The following is a 14,761-nucleotide window of genomic DNA, read 5'->3' on the forward strand; positions in this document are numbered from 1 at the left end:
GCTCTCCTGGACATCGGCGGGTAACTCGGTCGGACTCGGTGTTACATCCATATCTAAGACAGGACTTCGGTTCGAGGCCACAGAGCGTCGCGTGCGGCTGCGCCTCGGGACGGCGCGCAGTCAGCTCGCGATCCACATCGGCCGTCCCTGCCATTGATTGGCCGGGGCATCATGGATTTCATAACCCATAAGGGCGTCATCTGCGTTTCAGCTACCAAAAGGATAGTACGGCGCCAACTTCGGAGTAATAGCCACTCCGTATCATGAGCCCACTAGTCCTTACGACCAGCTTGCCGCCTGTTTTCACCTCGCCAAGAATGCTCCTTCAGACCGGACATTTCGTGGGAGAAAAAAGCGTGAGGACGATCTTCCTGAATAGGTACGGTTTCCCCGACCAGTCGGCAACAAGCCGTATGATATCATCGCTCGCCTTTTCAATGGCGCAGCGCGGAATGAATGTGACTGTCGTTGCAAGTCGCGAAATACACAATCATCCCGGAAGCGTGTTGCCCGCAACCGAAACGGTTCGGGGTGTACATATCCGACGGCTCGCAAGCGGCCGCTTCGGCCGGCACAGCCTCATGCGCCGTAGCATTGATTATCTTCTTTTTCAGGTGCTTGCATTCGCCTGGCTTCTGCGCAACGTTCGGGCGACGGACACGGTCGTTGTCTGCACCGATCCTCCGCTCCTCTCCGTCATGAGCAGCATCGCGATCCGCCTCAAGGGCGCACTCATGGTGAACTGGATCATGGATCTTTTTCCGGAGACCGCAATCGAGCTTGGATTTTTCAGGAAACGTGCACGGTGGCTTGCGCCATGGCTGACGCAGGCGCGCAACTGGTCTCTGCGATCCCCCGGCGTGGTTGTCTGCCCTACCGACAAGATGGCGGAATTCCTCTTCACTCAAGGCCTTGCAAAGGACCGAGTCAGCGTCCTGCATCACTGGTCGGATGGGGAGGAAATCTATCCTGTCTTGCCCAAGGATAACAGCCTGCGGAAGGCGTGGGGACTGCAGGATGTGTTTGTCGTTGGCTATTCAGGAAACTTCGGGCGGGCGCATGAGTTCGGCACTATGCTGGCAGCGGCGAAACGTCTGGAGCACCGGCAGGATATACGGTTCCTTCTCATTGGCGGCGGACACCAGCACGCGGCTGTGAAGACTGTCGTTCAGGATCTCGGTCTTCATAACGTCATCTTCAAGCAGCTGCAGCCCGTGGAGAAACTTGCTGAAAGCCTGAGCGTTGCGGATGTGCATCTGGTCTCGCTGCTGCCGGAACTGGAACACTGCATCATTCCAAGCAAATTCTATGGAATCCTGGCGGCCGGGAGGCCAACGATCTTCGTCGGCGACCCGGATGGAGAGGTGCCGCGCGTTCTCAGAGCCAAAGGATGCGGCAGCACCGTCGAAATCGGAGAGACCGAAAAGCTCTCCGGCACCATCGAAAAGCTCTGCGACGACCCAGATGCCACGACAGCAATGGGGGATGCGGCACGGCGGCTGTTGTGTGCCGACTATTCCCGAGAAAAGGCGGCAGATGCCTGGGCAGTGCTGATCGCCGGGCTGCAGACTGTAGAGCCTTCCAGGCCACCTATCGCTCAAGGTATCTCGTCATGAAAGACAAAGTCGTCGTCAGTCAGCTCGGCGCCCGCATGCATTATGCCGTACCGAGAATATTTGCATCCGCTGGCCGCCTTGCGCATTTTTACACTGATATATGCGCCACGAAAGGTTGGCCCCGGATCGTCAATTCGTTTCCGGCGACCCTTTATCCCGCACCTGTCAAACGGCTGGCCGGCCGGCTGCCCAAAGGCGTGCCGACAGCGCTGACGACGGTGTTTTCCAGCTTTGGCCTCCGTTCCGTGCTGCGCCACATGCGAACGAAAGACGTTGTAGAGGAAACCTCTCACGCGATCTGGGCCGGGTCGGTTTTCTCCGAAATGGTGGCCCGGCGCGGCTTCCATGGCGCAGATGGGCTCTACGCCTTCAGTGGCGACGCACTCGAACAGATGCGGGCGGCAAAACAGCAGGGCCTTTGGACCGCAGTCGAGCAAATGATCGCGCCACGCGATGTCGTCGAAACGCTTCTGGACCAGGAGATGATGAGGTTTCCCAAATGGGCCGGTCCTGTGCGGGATAATCCGCATGCGCGTCTATTCGCCGATCGGGAGAAAGCGGAGTGGCGCCTTGCAGATGTCATCGTCTGCCCGTCGGAATTTGTCCGCAAGCACGTGGTCGCATGTGGCGGGCCGGAAGACCGGTGTGTCGTCGTTCCCTATGGGGTCAATGCCAGCGCTGCCATCGACAGACCGGCGCGCATGCCGGGGCCAATCAGGGTCCTGACCGTAGGCGAAGTCGGGCTGCGCAAGGGATCGCCCTATGTTGTGGAAGCCGCCAGATTGATGGAGGGCGCCGCCCGCTTCCGGATGGCGGGCCGCGTTCGTGTGCCCGATGACGTCAAGCAGGAGATTTCGCAATGGGTCGAGCTAAGAGGGATCGTTCCGCGCTCGCAGATCGTCGAGGAGTTTCGGTGGGCGGATGTCTTCCTGCTGCCGTCGCTCTGCGAAGGCTCCGCGACCGCCGTCTATGAAGCGCTGGCAGCGGGCCTGCCGGTTATAACGACCGAAAATACCGGCAGCGTCGTTCGCGATGGTATCGAAGGTTTCATCGTTCCCGTCTGCGATCCGGAAGCTATCGCAACTGCGGTGCGTGCGCTTGCCGACAATCCTGAGCTCAGGCGAAGCATGTCCACCAATGCACTCCTGCGCGCAGCCGAACATACCGTGGAGTCATATGGCGAGCGGCTTCTTGCCGCCTTGTCCGGGCCGAATCTGTCGGGGTCGGCGGGTCTTTGCATGGCCGATGACACGCGATACCTGGGGAACAAAGAGACATGAAGATCATCCACGTCATCGCTTCGATTGATCCCAAATACGGCGGCTTGCAGGCCGTTGCCATGCGCTTAGCCGCTGCACAGGCCGGCCTCGGCGCAGATGTGAATATCGTCAGCTATGGCGACGCCGCCATTGAAGCGCAGGTCAAGGAAATTGGCCGCACCATACCGCATTTCGAGAATATCCACTGGCATCTCCTGCCGCCAGCCGGGAGGCTGGAGACATTGTTCTGCTTCAGGGGCCGGCGCATGCTGAAAGCCGTGCTGAAAGATGCCTCCTTCATGCATATTCACGGCGTGTGGGAGCCATTTCTGCTCTATGCTTCCAAGCTCGCCCGCGCCGCTGGCGTACCCTACTGCATTTGCCCGGCCGGCATGCTGGACCATTGGAGTCTCGGCCAGCGATCGTGGAAAAAGAAGATCGCCCTGATGCTGTGCTACCGCAAGATGCTGAACGAGGCTGCGTTCCTTCACCTGTTAAATGTCGATGAAATGGCAGCTGTAGAGCCGCTGAATCTCCAGGCACGAAATCTGATCATTCCGAACGGTGTTTTTGCCGAGGAATTCGATCCCCTGCCCGCCCGAGGACATTTCAGGCAGAAAATCGCCCTGGCGCACGGCAGGCGATACATTCTGTTCCTGTCACGCCTGCACATCAAAAAGGGTATCGACATCCTTGCCTCGGCCTTTTCGGCTATCTGTGACACCTACGTCGACGTTGATCTCGTCGTCGCAGGCCCGCCCGGTGGAGCAGAGGGCCACTTCATGCACCTGGTGAAAAAACTTAACATCCGGCACCGCGTCTTTATGGTCGGAGCGATCTACGGCGAAGCGAAGCTCGAAGCCATGGTCGATGCCGACTGTTTCTGCCTGCCAAGCCGACAGGAGGGTTTCAGCATGGCAATCACCGAAGCGCTTGCCTGCGGCACGCCTGTTGTTATCACCGACCAGTGTCACTTTCCCGAAGTCGGAGCTGCCGATGCCGGGGTTATCGTCTCGGTTGACGCGGCAGAAGTTGCCAAAGGCTTGGCAAGCGTGCTCAGCAATCCCGCCAAGGCGAGGACGATGGGCGAAAACGGCCGCCGACTCGTGCTGGAGAAATTCACCTGGCCGGCAATCGCCCATGCCACGCTTGAAGGTTATCGGCTGAGCGCGTTGGACGCGGCCGCTTCCTGACGACGCGAGCCGACTGGTCTTGCCGGATTGCCGACATAGATCGTCCAGGGCTCCAATGACTTCGCGGTAACGGCTCGCGCGCCGAGAACAGCCCCCTTGCCGACGACGACACCGGGACCGACGAAGGCTTCCGCCGCCACCCACGCGTCCTCCTCGATCACCACCGGCTGCGTCACGAGGGGAAACGCACTATCCTGAACGTCATGCGACCCGGTGCACAGATGGGCACGTTGCGAGACAGAGGCATATTGGCCGATGGTGATCATGTCGACGTTGTAGCAGATCACCCCAGGTCCGAGAGATGAATGACGCTCCATGACGAGGTGCCCCGGCCACCAAACGATCGCCTTGGAATGCACCATCGCCGTGGCATGCAGGCGCGCGCCGAAACTACGCAGGAGAAAATTGCGCCAGCGCCGCATCGGCGGAGGCGTCCAGGAGGCAAGAAGCCGCCAGACGATCATCCATACCAGCCGTTTCAATCGCAAATGCAGTGCAAAGGTCGGACCTCCGAAGCGCGGCAGAGGCGTCGTTGCATGCTGGAAGGCAGGATCGTCGTATCGTGAGCGCATGGCCTATCCTCCGGCTTGAGACGTCAAGGATGGTATCGCGTATCGACGCTGCTGCACGCGCGCGGGCATGACGGCAAATGCCAGCGTCGGCGCTGCAAACATCAGCATATGCACCCAGACCATGAGAACCCAGTCGGTTTGATGCGAGATGGCGTGCATGGACGGTATGATCGACAGCAGATAGGTGAATTGCGCAGCGAACTCGCCCGTGTTTGCGGTCACCCAGATCCGGCGCACCAGATAGGCGAGCAGGAAAAATTTGAACGCTCCCAGATACCAGAAGGATCCGAACGCATCCGCCATTCCGGTCTCGGTCGTGCCGAGGACAGGATTGTAGTCGCGCGATTGGACCGGCACCGGCAGCATGAAGGATTGCTTGACTTCCACGCCCACGAGTTGCGCGGGTACGAAGTTGAACACCAGCCTGTTCCAGTGGAACTTGCCGTAGTCGAATTGCAAGGTGTTTGCGGTGTTGTCGATCCGCATGATCGCGTTGCGCATCTCGTCGCCGCCGTCCCGGAACACTCTCTCGAGATTGCCGATGAAATCTATCTTCTTGATGTCATCCCACACGGGAGCGTCGTTGGCCTTGGTGATGGCGCGGTAGTCGCCCATGCTGTTCATCGACAGTGTGCCTAGGAAAAGTGCCACGATCACGAAGATGCGCGGGATCGCCCATCCCTTGTAAAACCACCATGCCAGCGCGAACATCATGATGAGTTCCACCGCTTCGGCGCGCTTTCCAGTTATCACGATGCGATCCAGGTAAAAGACGAGATCGAACGCAAGGACGGCCAGCGCCAGCCAGGAAAATCGCCGTGCAAGGCAAAGCACCGCAATGGCCAGACCATAGCTCAACAACCGCGAAAAGAAGATGTACATGACCGGAACTCCGGTCATCTGCACCGCAATGGTCAACTCTCCAGGCAAACGGCTAAGCTTGAAATAGAAGTAGGCGCCGGCGACCGAGAGAACGGCTGCGACGATCAGCAGACGTGTTTCATCGAAATCGATACGAAAGAATGCAAAGGGTTTTGCCGTTCTGCTCCACCCCCACCAGCACATGAACAGGCACAGCATCATAAAGATTGCTGTTCTTGCAAACGCGCCTTCCGGCAAGAATCGTTCAGACGCCAGTCCGGGAACCTGGGGCAAGATGAAACTGAACGTGATGACGCCCGTCAGAAACGGGAACTCGTAAATTCGCTCCCGACGCATCATTCCCCAACAGATGAGCAGGATAACACCACCAAAGAGGCAAAAAACCAGAAGCGTGTTCATCAGGCGAGCCTCGCCTGAACCGGAGGAAAATCCTGCACGAAACTGCTTCTGAGGTCGTAGAGGAGCGCTTTGGCGTATTCCTTGAACACCTGCACCCCGTCGCCGTTGATGGTAAGCCGCCACAGCGACACGGTTCGTTGCGCAGGAAGGGAAATCCACTGAATTTGAGGCATCACAAACCGGAAACGCTTTACTGCGCGCCTTGAATGAAACCAGCTCGTGACCAGAATGGCGCTTTTTGCTCCCATTCCAGTCAGTATCGGCTGTGAGAATGTCGCGTTTTCCCAGGTGCTGAGCGAAAGACATTCCGTTGAGACGGCTGCGGAATCCACCCCCAATTGCACCAGCATGTCGCGGATGAAGTCGCAATCCCCATAACCAGTCACCAAAACGAGCGGCGCCCTTCCCTCGTGCCATAGTTTTGCGGCCTGAGCAGCTCGAGGTGGACCGTCACCGCCCAGAATAACGATGACGTCGGCTTGCGCAGGCGGGTCCTCCACGACAAGGAGCGACCCCGCTGAAACGAGGGCAAGTCCGTAGAGCCCGATTGAACTCAGCATCATCAAGCCCAGTAAAAACGCGTTCCGTTTCAACGGCGGTGCATTTCTGATGTTCTGGGAAATGCGCAAACGCGAAAGCCGTCCTTTCGAAACCGGTGTCGAGGGAATTCGCGTTCCGGGCCACGGCGCTTTCATGATGCGATTACTCATCACTCGCCGATTGCATGGCTCTTGGCTCCGGTGCGGCGTTGGCGGAGACAGGGAGACGCGCCACCTCGCGGTAGAGATCGAAATTTCCCCTGTGAAGCCAGGTTTTCGAGAGATAGCCCGTCGCGGTTAGAACGAAAGCCGTGTGGAGGGCAATCGGCACGAGAAGTCCGGCCGCCATCATTTCCGGCGGGATACCGGCTTTTATCCCCGCAAAACCGACGCCGCCGCAAATGAAGGAAATGACGACCAACGTGTTCGTTGCAGCCGCCGGCGTGAAACCATAGTCCAGCAGCAGATGATGAAAATGCCAGCGATCGGCCGACATTGGACTGCGACCGTTCATGATACGGCGAACAATCAGGCTGAGCGTATCTGTGATCGGCAGGATCACGATCCAGAGCAATGCCGGAAAGGATACGGCAGCGCTTGTGGTCGCCAGCAGGACGATAACATAGGCAATCGTCGCACCCAGTGCGGTACTGCCCGCATCGCCGAGGAATATGCTCGCCCGTGCGCGCCATGGACCGCGCATGTTGAAGACCAGAAAAGCGCAGAGGCATACGCAGAGTGCCTGAAGCGGCGGGATGACGTCGCCGATACCTGCGAAGATCGCTACGACCATTAGCCAGATCAACGCGACACCCGCAGTGCCGCCAGCAAGCCCGTCGACACCATCGAGCATGTTCCACGAATTCACCAGCCCGGTCACGAAGAGAACTCCGATGACGAAAAACAGCGGCAGGAACAGATCCGAATGCTGCGTGAACAGTACGCCGATGGAGAGAGAGCCGATATCGGCGCCGCCTACGAGAGCGATCGCCATTGCCAGTTGCATGAGAAGTCGTCCTGCTGCGGGCAGCGGCCGGCGATCATCGACGACGCCCATTAGCAGGATGACCGCCAGTCCGAGCCAGAAGTTCATGCCGAGAGCCTCGCTCCACCCACCAACGAAGGCGGAAACGGTGAAAGCGGCAAAGATTGCGATGCCACCGCAAAGCGGAACGGCTCCCGTGTGGCGTTTGCGGATTGAATCGGGGCGATCCACCAGCTGAAACACAATGGTCAGGCGCCTGAGAACGACGATGAGGGATACGCACAGAATGAAAGTGGCGATGGTATTGAAGAGTATCCCCGACATGTTTGATCCCCACGCTGAACCTTGGCGGCGCATTTGCGACGAAACTCGCCTCCTGACGATCCTAAAAAACACCGGCCCTGAGGGGTATGCGGGCAAAAGGCGTGTGAAATCCACCAAAGGGAGAGGGTGTCGAAATTAACGCCTACCCTGCCTACCCCCGAACCGGATCGACCATCGAAAGAGCTAGGTTTGGGACCTTGACGGCAAGCGACCACAAATGAACGACTCGGCAGCCAGCGGCATCTTATGAGTGATCATTCCTGTGTGGAGAGAACGGCAATCCAGTCCTGAAAGCCGAAAGCATTCGCCAATGCCGGCACCGTCACGTTGCGAAGGCCGCTGCGGCCAAGACGCTCGATCGGTTCGATGTAGATTCCATTCGAGGGATCGTACCAGCGAAGGGTTTTCTCGCCTGCCGCCAAACTGTCGAGATCAATCGCAACGGAAGGAGTATCGAGATAGAGCACGGCGAAAGATCCTTCCCTGTCGCGCGCCGCGAATGCGCCCGCATCGCTTTTCAGCAAGCTGCCCTGATCGGGTACGAGCTTCCACCATGCCAGTTGTCTGAAAAGCGAGGCCAGATGGGTGATGCTTTGAGCACCACGGCTGTTCAGCGAACCCTGCCAGCTGTCCTTCGCTTCATAAAGCCCGGCGGCGGAAAAATGCCAGACCGGATTGTTGCCGAAGAGCTGACCGCTCGCTCCTGAAAGCAGCGCACCATAGGCAATAAGACGAACCTGACGCTCCTTCACATCGTTCTCGCCTTCATATGCGCCTTCGATGAGGAAAAAAGGGCGTCTTGGTCCAGATCGGTAACGATCCAGCACCGCCGCCGCGACATTGCTGTAAGTATAAACTGAATCGATGTCGAGCCAGGAAGCGTCCCGCCAAAAATCGCTCGTCACGGTATCGGGATTGCCATGCACGGTCTGCAACGCCGAAGGATTGGTTTCCGCAATTCCCATTGCAACAGCCATGACCAGATTGCGATCTGGCGGATCGTAATCCCCGCCCTGCACCCAGATGATGTTGGGGTACTTCGCAAAACGCTGCCCGACATAGCGTCCATAAGCCCGCAGCTTTTCTGGCCCGGCCGCGACCATTTCCTGATACCATCCCTCGGGGCCACCGCGTGCGCCGCTATAGGCCGGACAGAGAAGCACCAGCAAATTGCGACTGGCGGCTGCCTTTATGACGGCTTCTGCCCTGTCGAAATAGGCCTGGTTCGGTTGCTCAAAGGCATCGCCTGCGAAAGGTTTCTCGTCGTAGAAGTTCGCCGGCGCCTTGCGGGAGAACTGATGCTCGATCAACGAGACAAGCACGGTGTTGAAGCCCTGCCGCTTTCGGGTTTCCAGATAAAATTCCGCATCGGGAATAGAGGTATCGCCAATGAGCGACCACGCACTGTCGCCGACAATCAGGAACGGCAGACCCTTGCTGTCTTCAAGATAACGCCCGTCCTGCGACGTCTGCAGCGGAAAAACGGGATCCTGTGCGTTGCAGGTCGAAAACATGCATAGCCAAAAAAAGAAGACGCCGCACAGATGTCCAAGTCGCCGCTGATCGCCGAACATCGCTTCAGAGCCGTTCACGAACGACGCGAAGCCAATTTTTCAAGGGCAACGGCAGATAGGTTCGAAGGCCCGGCCTCAAACCGGCGGGAATAGACCAGTCCTCCATCCTGAGCACTGTTGACAGGCCGGGACGGTCGTTCAGTGTCATGGTAATGACTTCGTTATAGCGTGCGGCCATCCGTTCGATGCTGAAGCGGTTCAGGACCATTTCCTTTCCCGCGATCGACATCCGCTCGAGAAGGTCGCGATCGGCATGCAAGCGCGCGATCGCATTAGCCGCTGCCGTATAATTGCCGATCGGGAACAGGAAGCCGTTTCGGCCCGGCTCGACAATCGTGTCCGTCACACCCCGGATATGAGACACGACCGGGACGCAGCCGCCGGCCATTGCCTCTATCATCGTCATGCCAAGCCCCTCGAAGCGGGACGGCATGATGAGAACATCATGACTGGACATGATGACCGGTATGTCTGAAAGCTGCACGGATCCTGCGTAACTGACGCGATCGCCATGGCCGTCTAGCCTTCGCCTGAGCTTGCCCATATCCGGCCCATCTCCGACGATCGTCAGGCGCACTGCCTCAGGCGAGGCATCCAGTATTTCCCGCAGCCACATCACGCCTTTCGAAGCATCTTCAATGCGGCCGACGAAGAGAGCTTTGAGTTCCGGCCCCCGGTTGACGCGCCGAACCGCCTGGCTCCGGAACGCATCGCTATCCACCGCATTCGGGATTGCGTAGGTGCGATCCTTCGAAAAGCCGTTGCGCGCGACCAGATCGGCGCGGCACCGCTCCGATACGCCAATCGTGACATGGGCATAGTCCCGGACCGAGCGCGCGGCCGCGTATGTTCCGGGTGAGATATTATGAACGACGAGAATACGCAGGATACCCTCGGGGAGATAGCGCGCGATATTCGTCTGCAACTGATCGCCAAGAACATTGACGATCACCCCGTCAAACTCGCCTTCTTCGATGGCGGACGCCATTCGCGATGCACATTCACGTTCGCTGAGATTGACGGGCATGCGCAGCAGTTGCCCGAATGCCTTTTCACCCTGCAGATCGAGAGGTAGCCCGTATGTTTCCTTGCACACGCCGAGCCATCGCACGTCTATGCCATAGGCGGCGAGGCCTTTGCGAAGATGTTTGAAGACGGAATAGGTGCCGCCAATATGAGGAAGGACAAAATAGGCAAGCTTCATGGGACACTCTCGCTCCTGCATCCACAACCATGCCGCAACGGATCGACGGCGGACGGTTCGAGTGGCTGCTAAGGCGACATACTAAAAAGCCACGGGATGACAGTCAGTTGCATCTTAGGCTTAGCTGTATCTTCCTTTGAGAGGTTTGCGTCGGCCAGACTATTCGTTTGGCGTAAGACGCAACCCGAAGGTCGGTGTGGGGTCGTGCTGATCCAGCGGATATCAATACCATATCGAGCGTGTCGGCGCCGGGCTGCGATTGGAAAATAAATGAGGATCACTCTCCTTGGACAATTTGGCTCTGGCAATTCGGGCAATGACGGATCGCTGGAAGCCATGCTCCTTTATCTGCGCAGGATGAGGCCCGATGCCGATCTGTTGTGTATCTGTGCAAGTCCGACAGTCGTAAGTGCGAAGTTCAATATTCGCGCGATGGGCGTTGGTGGGCCTCCCATAACGAATGCGTGGATGAGGCAACTGGACAAGCTGCTCGGCAAGGTGCCTTCACGGCTCATGCTATTGGTCAGTTCCCTGTTTAGTTTCGACAAGGCTGACCTGATGATCATACCGGGGACCGGCATCCTCGATGATTTTCAGGAAAAGTGGTTCGGCTGGCCCTTTGTCGTGTTTTGCTGGTGCCTCGTCGCACGCCTTCGCAACACGCGGATCGCCTTTGTCAGCATCGGCGCCGGCCCGATGAAAAGCCGTCTCAGCCGCTGGTTCCTGCGCTCGGCCGCACAGATGGCCTCATATCGATCGTACCGGGACGATTTCTCGCTCAACTACATGAAAATGATCGGTGTCGACGTGTCGCGCGACCACCGTTACCCCGATATCGCCTTTGATCTTCCTGTTCCTGTGCACCACCGGCAGAGCCCCGCCGGCGGCTCAATGAGAATAGGCGTCGGCGTTATGGACTATCGCGGCTGGCGTCACAACGATCCCGAGGCCGCCAGGATTTACAAGACCTACATCCACAAGCTCTCACGTCTCGTGAGCTGGTTGATCGGCGAAGGCCATCGCATCACCCTTTTGATGGGGGACGTTACCGACAGGGTCGCCTGCGCGGATTTGATGTTCCTGCTGACGGATATGCTATCCGAGGACAAGCTGTCGCGGATCGACATCAGCTCTGCCGCAACGCTGCGCGACATCATGCAGCAGATGGCAGCAATCGATCTTGCCGTGGTGTCGAGATATCATGGAGTTGTCTGCTCTCTGAAACTTGGAATTCCAACTATATCAATCGGTTACGCCAGAAAGTTCGGTGATTTGATGAACGATTTCGACCAGGAGAAATTCGCCCGGCATATCGATACGTTCGAAGTCGAGGAAGTCATTGAGCTGGTCAAGGAGATACTCGCTGGAGCCGGTGCGGTGAGGGAGAGGATTGGCCACGCCAATGATCGCTTCAAGCGCCAGCTTTCCGAGCAGGAAGCGCTGCTCGGCCGGGAATTTCTCTCAATTGATGTCGTCGCAACGCCGCAGAGCGTAACGCCTTAGACACGCAGTCCTGCAACCTAATGCTTTCGGCGTAATACCGAGGCTCTTCAATACTCGACGGGAGTAGACCGCACGCTGTTGCATGCCCCTCAACAAACATTCTCCAAACGGCCTACACCTACGGATCCGGCTGCCATCCCAACGGTCAGATTTCCAAGGTCCAAGTCCACACTCTAGATTTGACGCTACCGTCGATTATCGGCGACGCTGTCGGAGCCCTCGATGCACAAAGTCCGCCGCGCCTTTTTCATGGCCATGCTTGAACAGCACCTCGGAATTGCGATCAATTTCGCTCTGATCGCGATCGTATCGAGACTGCTCTCGCCTGCGGAAGTTGGTTTTGCCGTTATCGGCTACGGGGTGACAGCGGTGATCTTCGCCTTTCGCGAATTCGTTTCTTCCGATTTCCTTATTCAACTCGATGTTGTTGAACGCGATGACATCAACACGTCGCTTACGCTCTTGCTTCTGGTCAGCGGCATTCTAGGGATCGTTCTCTATCTATGCGGACCTTATCTGGCGATTTTCTACCATCAGCCCAGTCTCCAGAACTATCTTATCCTCGCCATTGCCGCGGTCATGGCCGAAAGCCTGGGTATGCCAGCGTTTTCCATGCTGCGTCGCCGGCTGGCCTTCGGCACCATCGCACGCGTCCGGACCACCGGCCTCGTCGTTATGGCTGGCGTGACGATCTTCGCTGCCAGCAATGGATGGGGCTTTGTCAGCTTCGCCCTCGGTCTGCTCGTCGGCAACAGCGTTGCCAGCGCCCTTGCCGCCTATGCCGATCCGGCCCAGCGTACCGCACGCCTTTCTCTCAAGTCGTGGCGCCGTATGGCCGAATTCGGCCGCTACAGAGGCGCTGCAACCATCGTCGACAAATTATACGAGTCCCTGCCGCAACTGGTGCTCGGTTTTGCCATGACACCGACAGCGGTCGCAATCTACAATCGCGCCAATACCGTTTGCTCCATTCCCGATCGCATTTTCCTCTCGGCGATCTTTTCCTTCGCCTTCCCGGCGCTCGCCGCCGAGGTTCGCGAGGGTGGAGATGTCCGCAGGTCCTACCTGCGCGCCCTCAGTTACATCACTGTGCTGTATTGGCCGTCGCTGATCATGGTCGCCATTCTCGCCGATCCCATCGTGCGCCTTGCACTTGGAGACCAGTGGCTCGCCGCCGTACCGATCACCCGGATCCTCGCGCTTGCGTCGATCTTCTGGTTTCCCATGGTTTTGACAACGCCGCTGCTGATCGCTCTCAACGCCAACCGGGAGGCTTTCCTGGGCAATTTCGTCTGCCGCAGCGTCTCGGCAATTGTGCTTTGCTCTGCCAGCTTCTTCGGTCTCACCGCGGTAGCGCTGAGCCAGTTCGTCACGCTGCCCTTCCAGATGCTCGTCGCCTTCTATCTGGTAAGACGCCATGCGCACTTTAAACTACCCGAACTGTTTGCTGCCATCGGGCCGAGTTCCGCTGTGACCCTTGCCGCGATTGCGGGGCCGCTCGCCATATCCGCCTGGATGGGATTTCGCTTCGATTACTCCCTCGCCCAGGCTGGCGGCGCCGTCCTCCTTTCGGTGACAGGCTGGGCCGCTTGCCTCTATCTTCTGCGTCACCCACTCGTCAGCGAAATACGTTCGACGCTCGATGCTTTTGCCGGGCGTCCGCGCAAGATCGGAAAACCTCCTGTATCGGCTTCCATTCCCGACACCGTCGTTCCCGCAGCGGTGGAACCATGAGCAGCATCGATATCGTCATTCCCAACTACAATTACGGTCGCTTTCTGGAGGGATGTGTAGAAAGCGTCCTTGGCCAGAACATCCCGGACATGCGTATCCTCATCATCGACAACGCCTCCACAGACGACAGTGTCGCGGTCGCCCGGTCTCTCGCGACAACAAATCCCCGTATCGAAACGTGCCTGCGGCCAAAGAATCTCGGCGGTCACGCGTCTTTCAACGAAGGCATTGATTGGGCCCGGGCGGACTATTTCGCCATCATCTGCGCCGACGATGTCCTGTCGCCTGGAGCACTCGCGCGCGCGATGGAGGCGCTCGACAATCACCCCGGCGCGCACATGGCCTTCGGCCGCACCGCCTTCTTCCGTGACGACGCCGAAATAGCATCAGGCCTTCGCAGCGACGGCAATGGCATGCAGCTTCATCGGGGCATGGACTTCATCGCCAAAATTTGCGCGACGGGACGCAGCCCGGTGCCAGGCCCACTCGCTGTCACCAGAACACACATTCAACAACATGCCGGTCACTATCGGCCAGCACTGCGCCATACTGACGATGTCGAGATGTGGATGCGGCTAGCAGTTCTGGGCGATATCGTCGAACTTGACGCCGTGCAGAATTTTACCCGTATCCACGGTGCCAACCAGTCGGCCATCCTTGATAACGTCCTTGCCTGGAATACCGAAATCGAAGCAGCGCTCGAAAGCTTCTTTGGCAATGAGGGGGCTTTGCTTGCCGATGCCCAAACCCTGCTCCGGCGCGGTCGCGCGAGCCTGAGCGACCGCGCCTATTGGTGTGCGCTTTCCAATCTGGTCCGGCGCCGGCCCGGCGCGGGTGCCCTTCTCGCACAGGCTTTCCGCCTGAGACCCGCTTCAGCGTTTCTGCCGCCGGTAAGTTATCTTGTGCGCCGACCTGATGCGTTGCATCGAATTCGCGCAGCGATCGCCCGCCGATAGTGATCGACCGGCCGAATTTTC

General features: G+C 58.2%; 12 protein-coding genes. 6 read left to right on the top strand and 6 right to left on the bottom strand.

All coding sequences use genetic code 11. The features are described from left to right. Positions 1-413 precede the first annotated feature (413 nt). From ACQZ6D_RS08225 to ACQZ6D_RS08235, 3 genes are read left to right on the top strand one after another with little or no spacing between them, the layout of a single operon-like run. Positions 414-1,616: a glycosyltransferase family 4 protein gene (locus ACQZ6D_RS08225; protein WP_448730319.1), complete on the top strand. Its 1,203-nt coding sequence runs from the start codon at positions 414-416 to the stop codon at positions 1,614-1,616. After that, on the top strand, positions 1,613-2,896 hold the full coding sequence (locus tag ACQZ6D_RS08230) for a glycosyltransferase family 4 protein (protein WP_019566353.1): 1,284 nt from the start codon (positions 1,613-1,615) through the stop codon (positions 2,894-2,896). The genes ACQZ6D_RS08225 and ACQZ6D_RS08230 overlap by 4 nt, the downstream gene beginning before the upstream one ends. After that, positions 2,893-4,068, top strand: a complete 1,176-nt coding sequence (locus tag ACQZ6D_RS08235; RefSeq protein WP_019566354.1) for a glycosyltransferase — start codon at positions 2,893-2,895, stop codon at positions 4,066-4,068. The genes ACQZ6D_RS08230 and ACQZ6D_RS08235 overlap by 4 nt, the downstream gene beginning before the upstream one ends. On the opposite strand, the gene ACQZ6D_RS08240 is transcribed toward ACQZ6D_RS08235, so the two are convergent. The 6 genes from ACQZ6D_RS08240 to ACQZ6D_RS08265 all read right to left on the bottom strand — a co-directional run bounded on the left by ACQZ6D_RS08240 (position 4,032) and on the right by ACQZ6D_RS08265 (position 10,547). Next, a complete protein-coding gene (locus ACQZ6D_RS08240) occupies positions 4,032-4,640 on the bottom strand; it encodes an LbetaH domain-containing protein (RefSeq protein WP_019566355.1) in 609 nt (202 codons plus the stop codon). The genes ACQZ6D_RS08235 and ACQZ6D_RS08240 overlap by 37 nt on opposite strands. Positions 4,641-4,643: 3 nt before the next feature. Then, a complete protein-coding gene (locus ACQZ6D_RS08245) occupies positions 4,644-5,921 on the bottom strand; it encodes a hypothetical protein (protein ID WP_448730291.1) in 1,278 nt (425 codons plus the stop codon). Beyond that, positions 5,921-6,631: a YdcF family protein gene (locus ACQZ6D_RS08250; protein ID WP_448731713.1), complete on the bottom strand. Its 711-nt coding sequence runs from the start codon at positions 6,629-6,631 to the stop codon at positions 5,921-5,923. The genes ACQZ6D_RS08245 and ACQZ6D_RS08250 overlap by 1 nt, the downstream gene beginning before the upstream one ends. Beyond that, complete coding sequence (locus tag ACQZ6D_RS08255; protein ID WP_019566358.1) at positions 6,624-7,769, bottom strand: MraY family glycosyltransferase; 1,146 nt, start codon at positions 7,767-7,769, stop codon at positions 6,624-6,626. Before ACQZ6D_RS08255 ends, ACQZ6D_RS08250 begins: the two co-directional genes overlap by 8 nt. A 254-nt stretch (positions 7,770-8,023) precedes the next feature. Next, on the bottom strand, positions 8,024-9,283 hold the full coding sequence (locus tag ACQZ6D_RS08260) for an apiosidase-like domain-containing protein (RefSeq protein WP_448730289.1): 1,260 nt from the start codon (positions 9,281-9,283) through the stop codon (positions 8,024-8,026). Between the two features lie 64 nt (positions 9,284-9,347). After that, positions 9,348-10,547, bottom strand: a complete 1,200-nt coding sequence (locus tag ACQZ6D_RS08265) for a glycosyltransferase family 4 protein (protein ID WP_112154449.1) — start codon at positions 10,545-10,547, stop codon at positions 9,348-9,350. A gap of 270 nt (positions 10,548-10,817) precedes the next feature. On the opposite strand from ACQZ6D_RS08265, the gene ACQZ6D_RS08270 reads away from it, so the two are divergent. From ACQZ6D_RS08270 to ACQZ6D_RS08280, 3 genes are all read left to right on the top strand, one after another. Continuing rightward, the gene (locus ACQZ6D_RS08270) at positions 10,818-12,050 is read left to right on the top strand and encodes a polysaccharide pyruvyl transferase family protein (protein ID WP_112154448.1); all 1,233 of its coding nucleotides are present in this window, start codon (positions 10,818-10,820) and stop codon (positions 12,048-12,050) included. A gap of 222 nt (positions 12,051-12,272) precedes the next feature. Continuing rightward, positions 12,273-13,784 carry an oligosaccharide flippase family protein gene (locus ACQZ6D_RS08275; RefSeq protein WP_112154447.1) on the top strand — a complete coding sequence of 504 codons (1,512 nt, stop codon included), beginning with the start codon at positions 12,273-12,275 and terminating at the stop codon, positions 13,782-13,784. Continuing rightward, positions 13,781-14,740, top strand: a complete 960-nt coding sequence (locus tag ACQZ6D_RS08280) for a glycosyltransferase family A protein (RefSeq protein ID WP_112154446.1) — start codon at positions 13,781-13,783, stop codon at positions 14,738-14,740. The genes ACQZ6D_RS08275 and ACQZ6D_RS08280 overlap by 4 nt, the downstream gene beginning before the upstream one ends. The last annotated feature ends 21 nt before the right edge of the window (positions 14,741-14,761 follow it).

The organism is Agrobacterium sp. 22-3639C2, assembly GCF_053522105.1.

What these genes read in the sequence shown, in the direction of transcription:
- ACQZ6D_RS08260 (WP_448730289.1), bottom strand. Translation starts at nt 9,283, where the DNA reads ATGTTTTCGACCTGCAACGCACAGGATCCCGTTTTTCCGCTGCAGACG.
- ACQZ6D_RS08275 (WP_112154447.1), top strand. Translation starts at nt 12,273, where the DNA reads ATGCACAAAGTCCGCCGCGCCTTTTTCATGGCCATGCTTGAACAGCAC.
- ACQZ6D_RS08245 (WP_448730291.1), bottom strand. Translation starts at nt 5,921, where the DNA reads ATGAACACGCTTCTGGTTTTTTGCCTCTTTGGTGGTGTTATCCTGCTC.
- ACQZ6D_RS08240 (WP_019566355.1), bottom strand. Translation starts at nt 4,640, where the DNA reads ATGCGCTCACGATACGACGATCCTGCCTTCCAGCATGCAACGACGCCT.
- ACQZ6D_RS08280 (WP_112154446.1), top strand. Translation starts at nt 13,781, where the DNA reads ATGAGCAGCATCGATATCGTCATTCCCAACTACAATTACGGTCGCTTT.
- ACQZ6D_RS08265 (WP_112154449.1), bottom strand. Translation starts at nt 10,547, where the DNA reads ATGAAGCTTGCCTATTTTGTCCTTCCTCATATTGGCGGCACCTATTCC.
- ACQZ6D_RS08270 (WP_112154448.1), top strand. Translation starts at nt 10,818, where the DNA reads ATGAGGATCACTCTCCTTGGACAATTTGGCTCTGGCAATTCGGGCAAT.
- ACQZ6D_RS08250 (WP_448731713.1), bottom strand. Translation starts at nt 6,631, where the DNA reads ATGAGTAATCGCATCATGAAAGCGCCGTGGCCCGGAACGCGAATTCCC.
- ACQZ6D_RS08255 (WP_019566358.1), bottom strand. Translation starts at nt 7,769, where the DNA reads ATGTCGGGGATACTCTTCAATACCATCGCCACTTTCATTCTGTGCGTA.
- ACQZ6D_RS08230 (WP_019566353.1), top strand. Translation starts at nt 1,613, where the DNA reads ATGAAAGACAAAGTCGTCGTCAGTCAGCTCGGCGCCCGCATGCATTAT.
- ACQZ6D_RS08235 (WP_019566354.1), top strand. Translation starts at nt 2,893, where the DNA reads ATGAAGATCATCCACGTCATCGCTTCGATTGATCCCAAATACGGCGGC.
- ACQZ6D_RS08225 (WP_448730319.1), top strand. Translation starts at nt 414, where the DNA reads ATGATATCATCGCTCGCCTTTTCAATGGCGCAGCGCGGAATGAATGTG.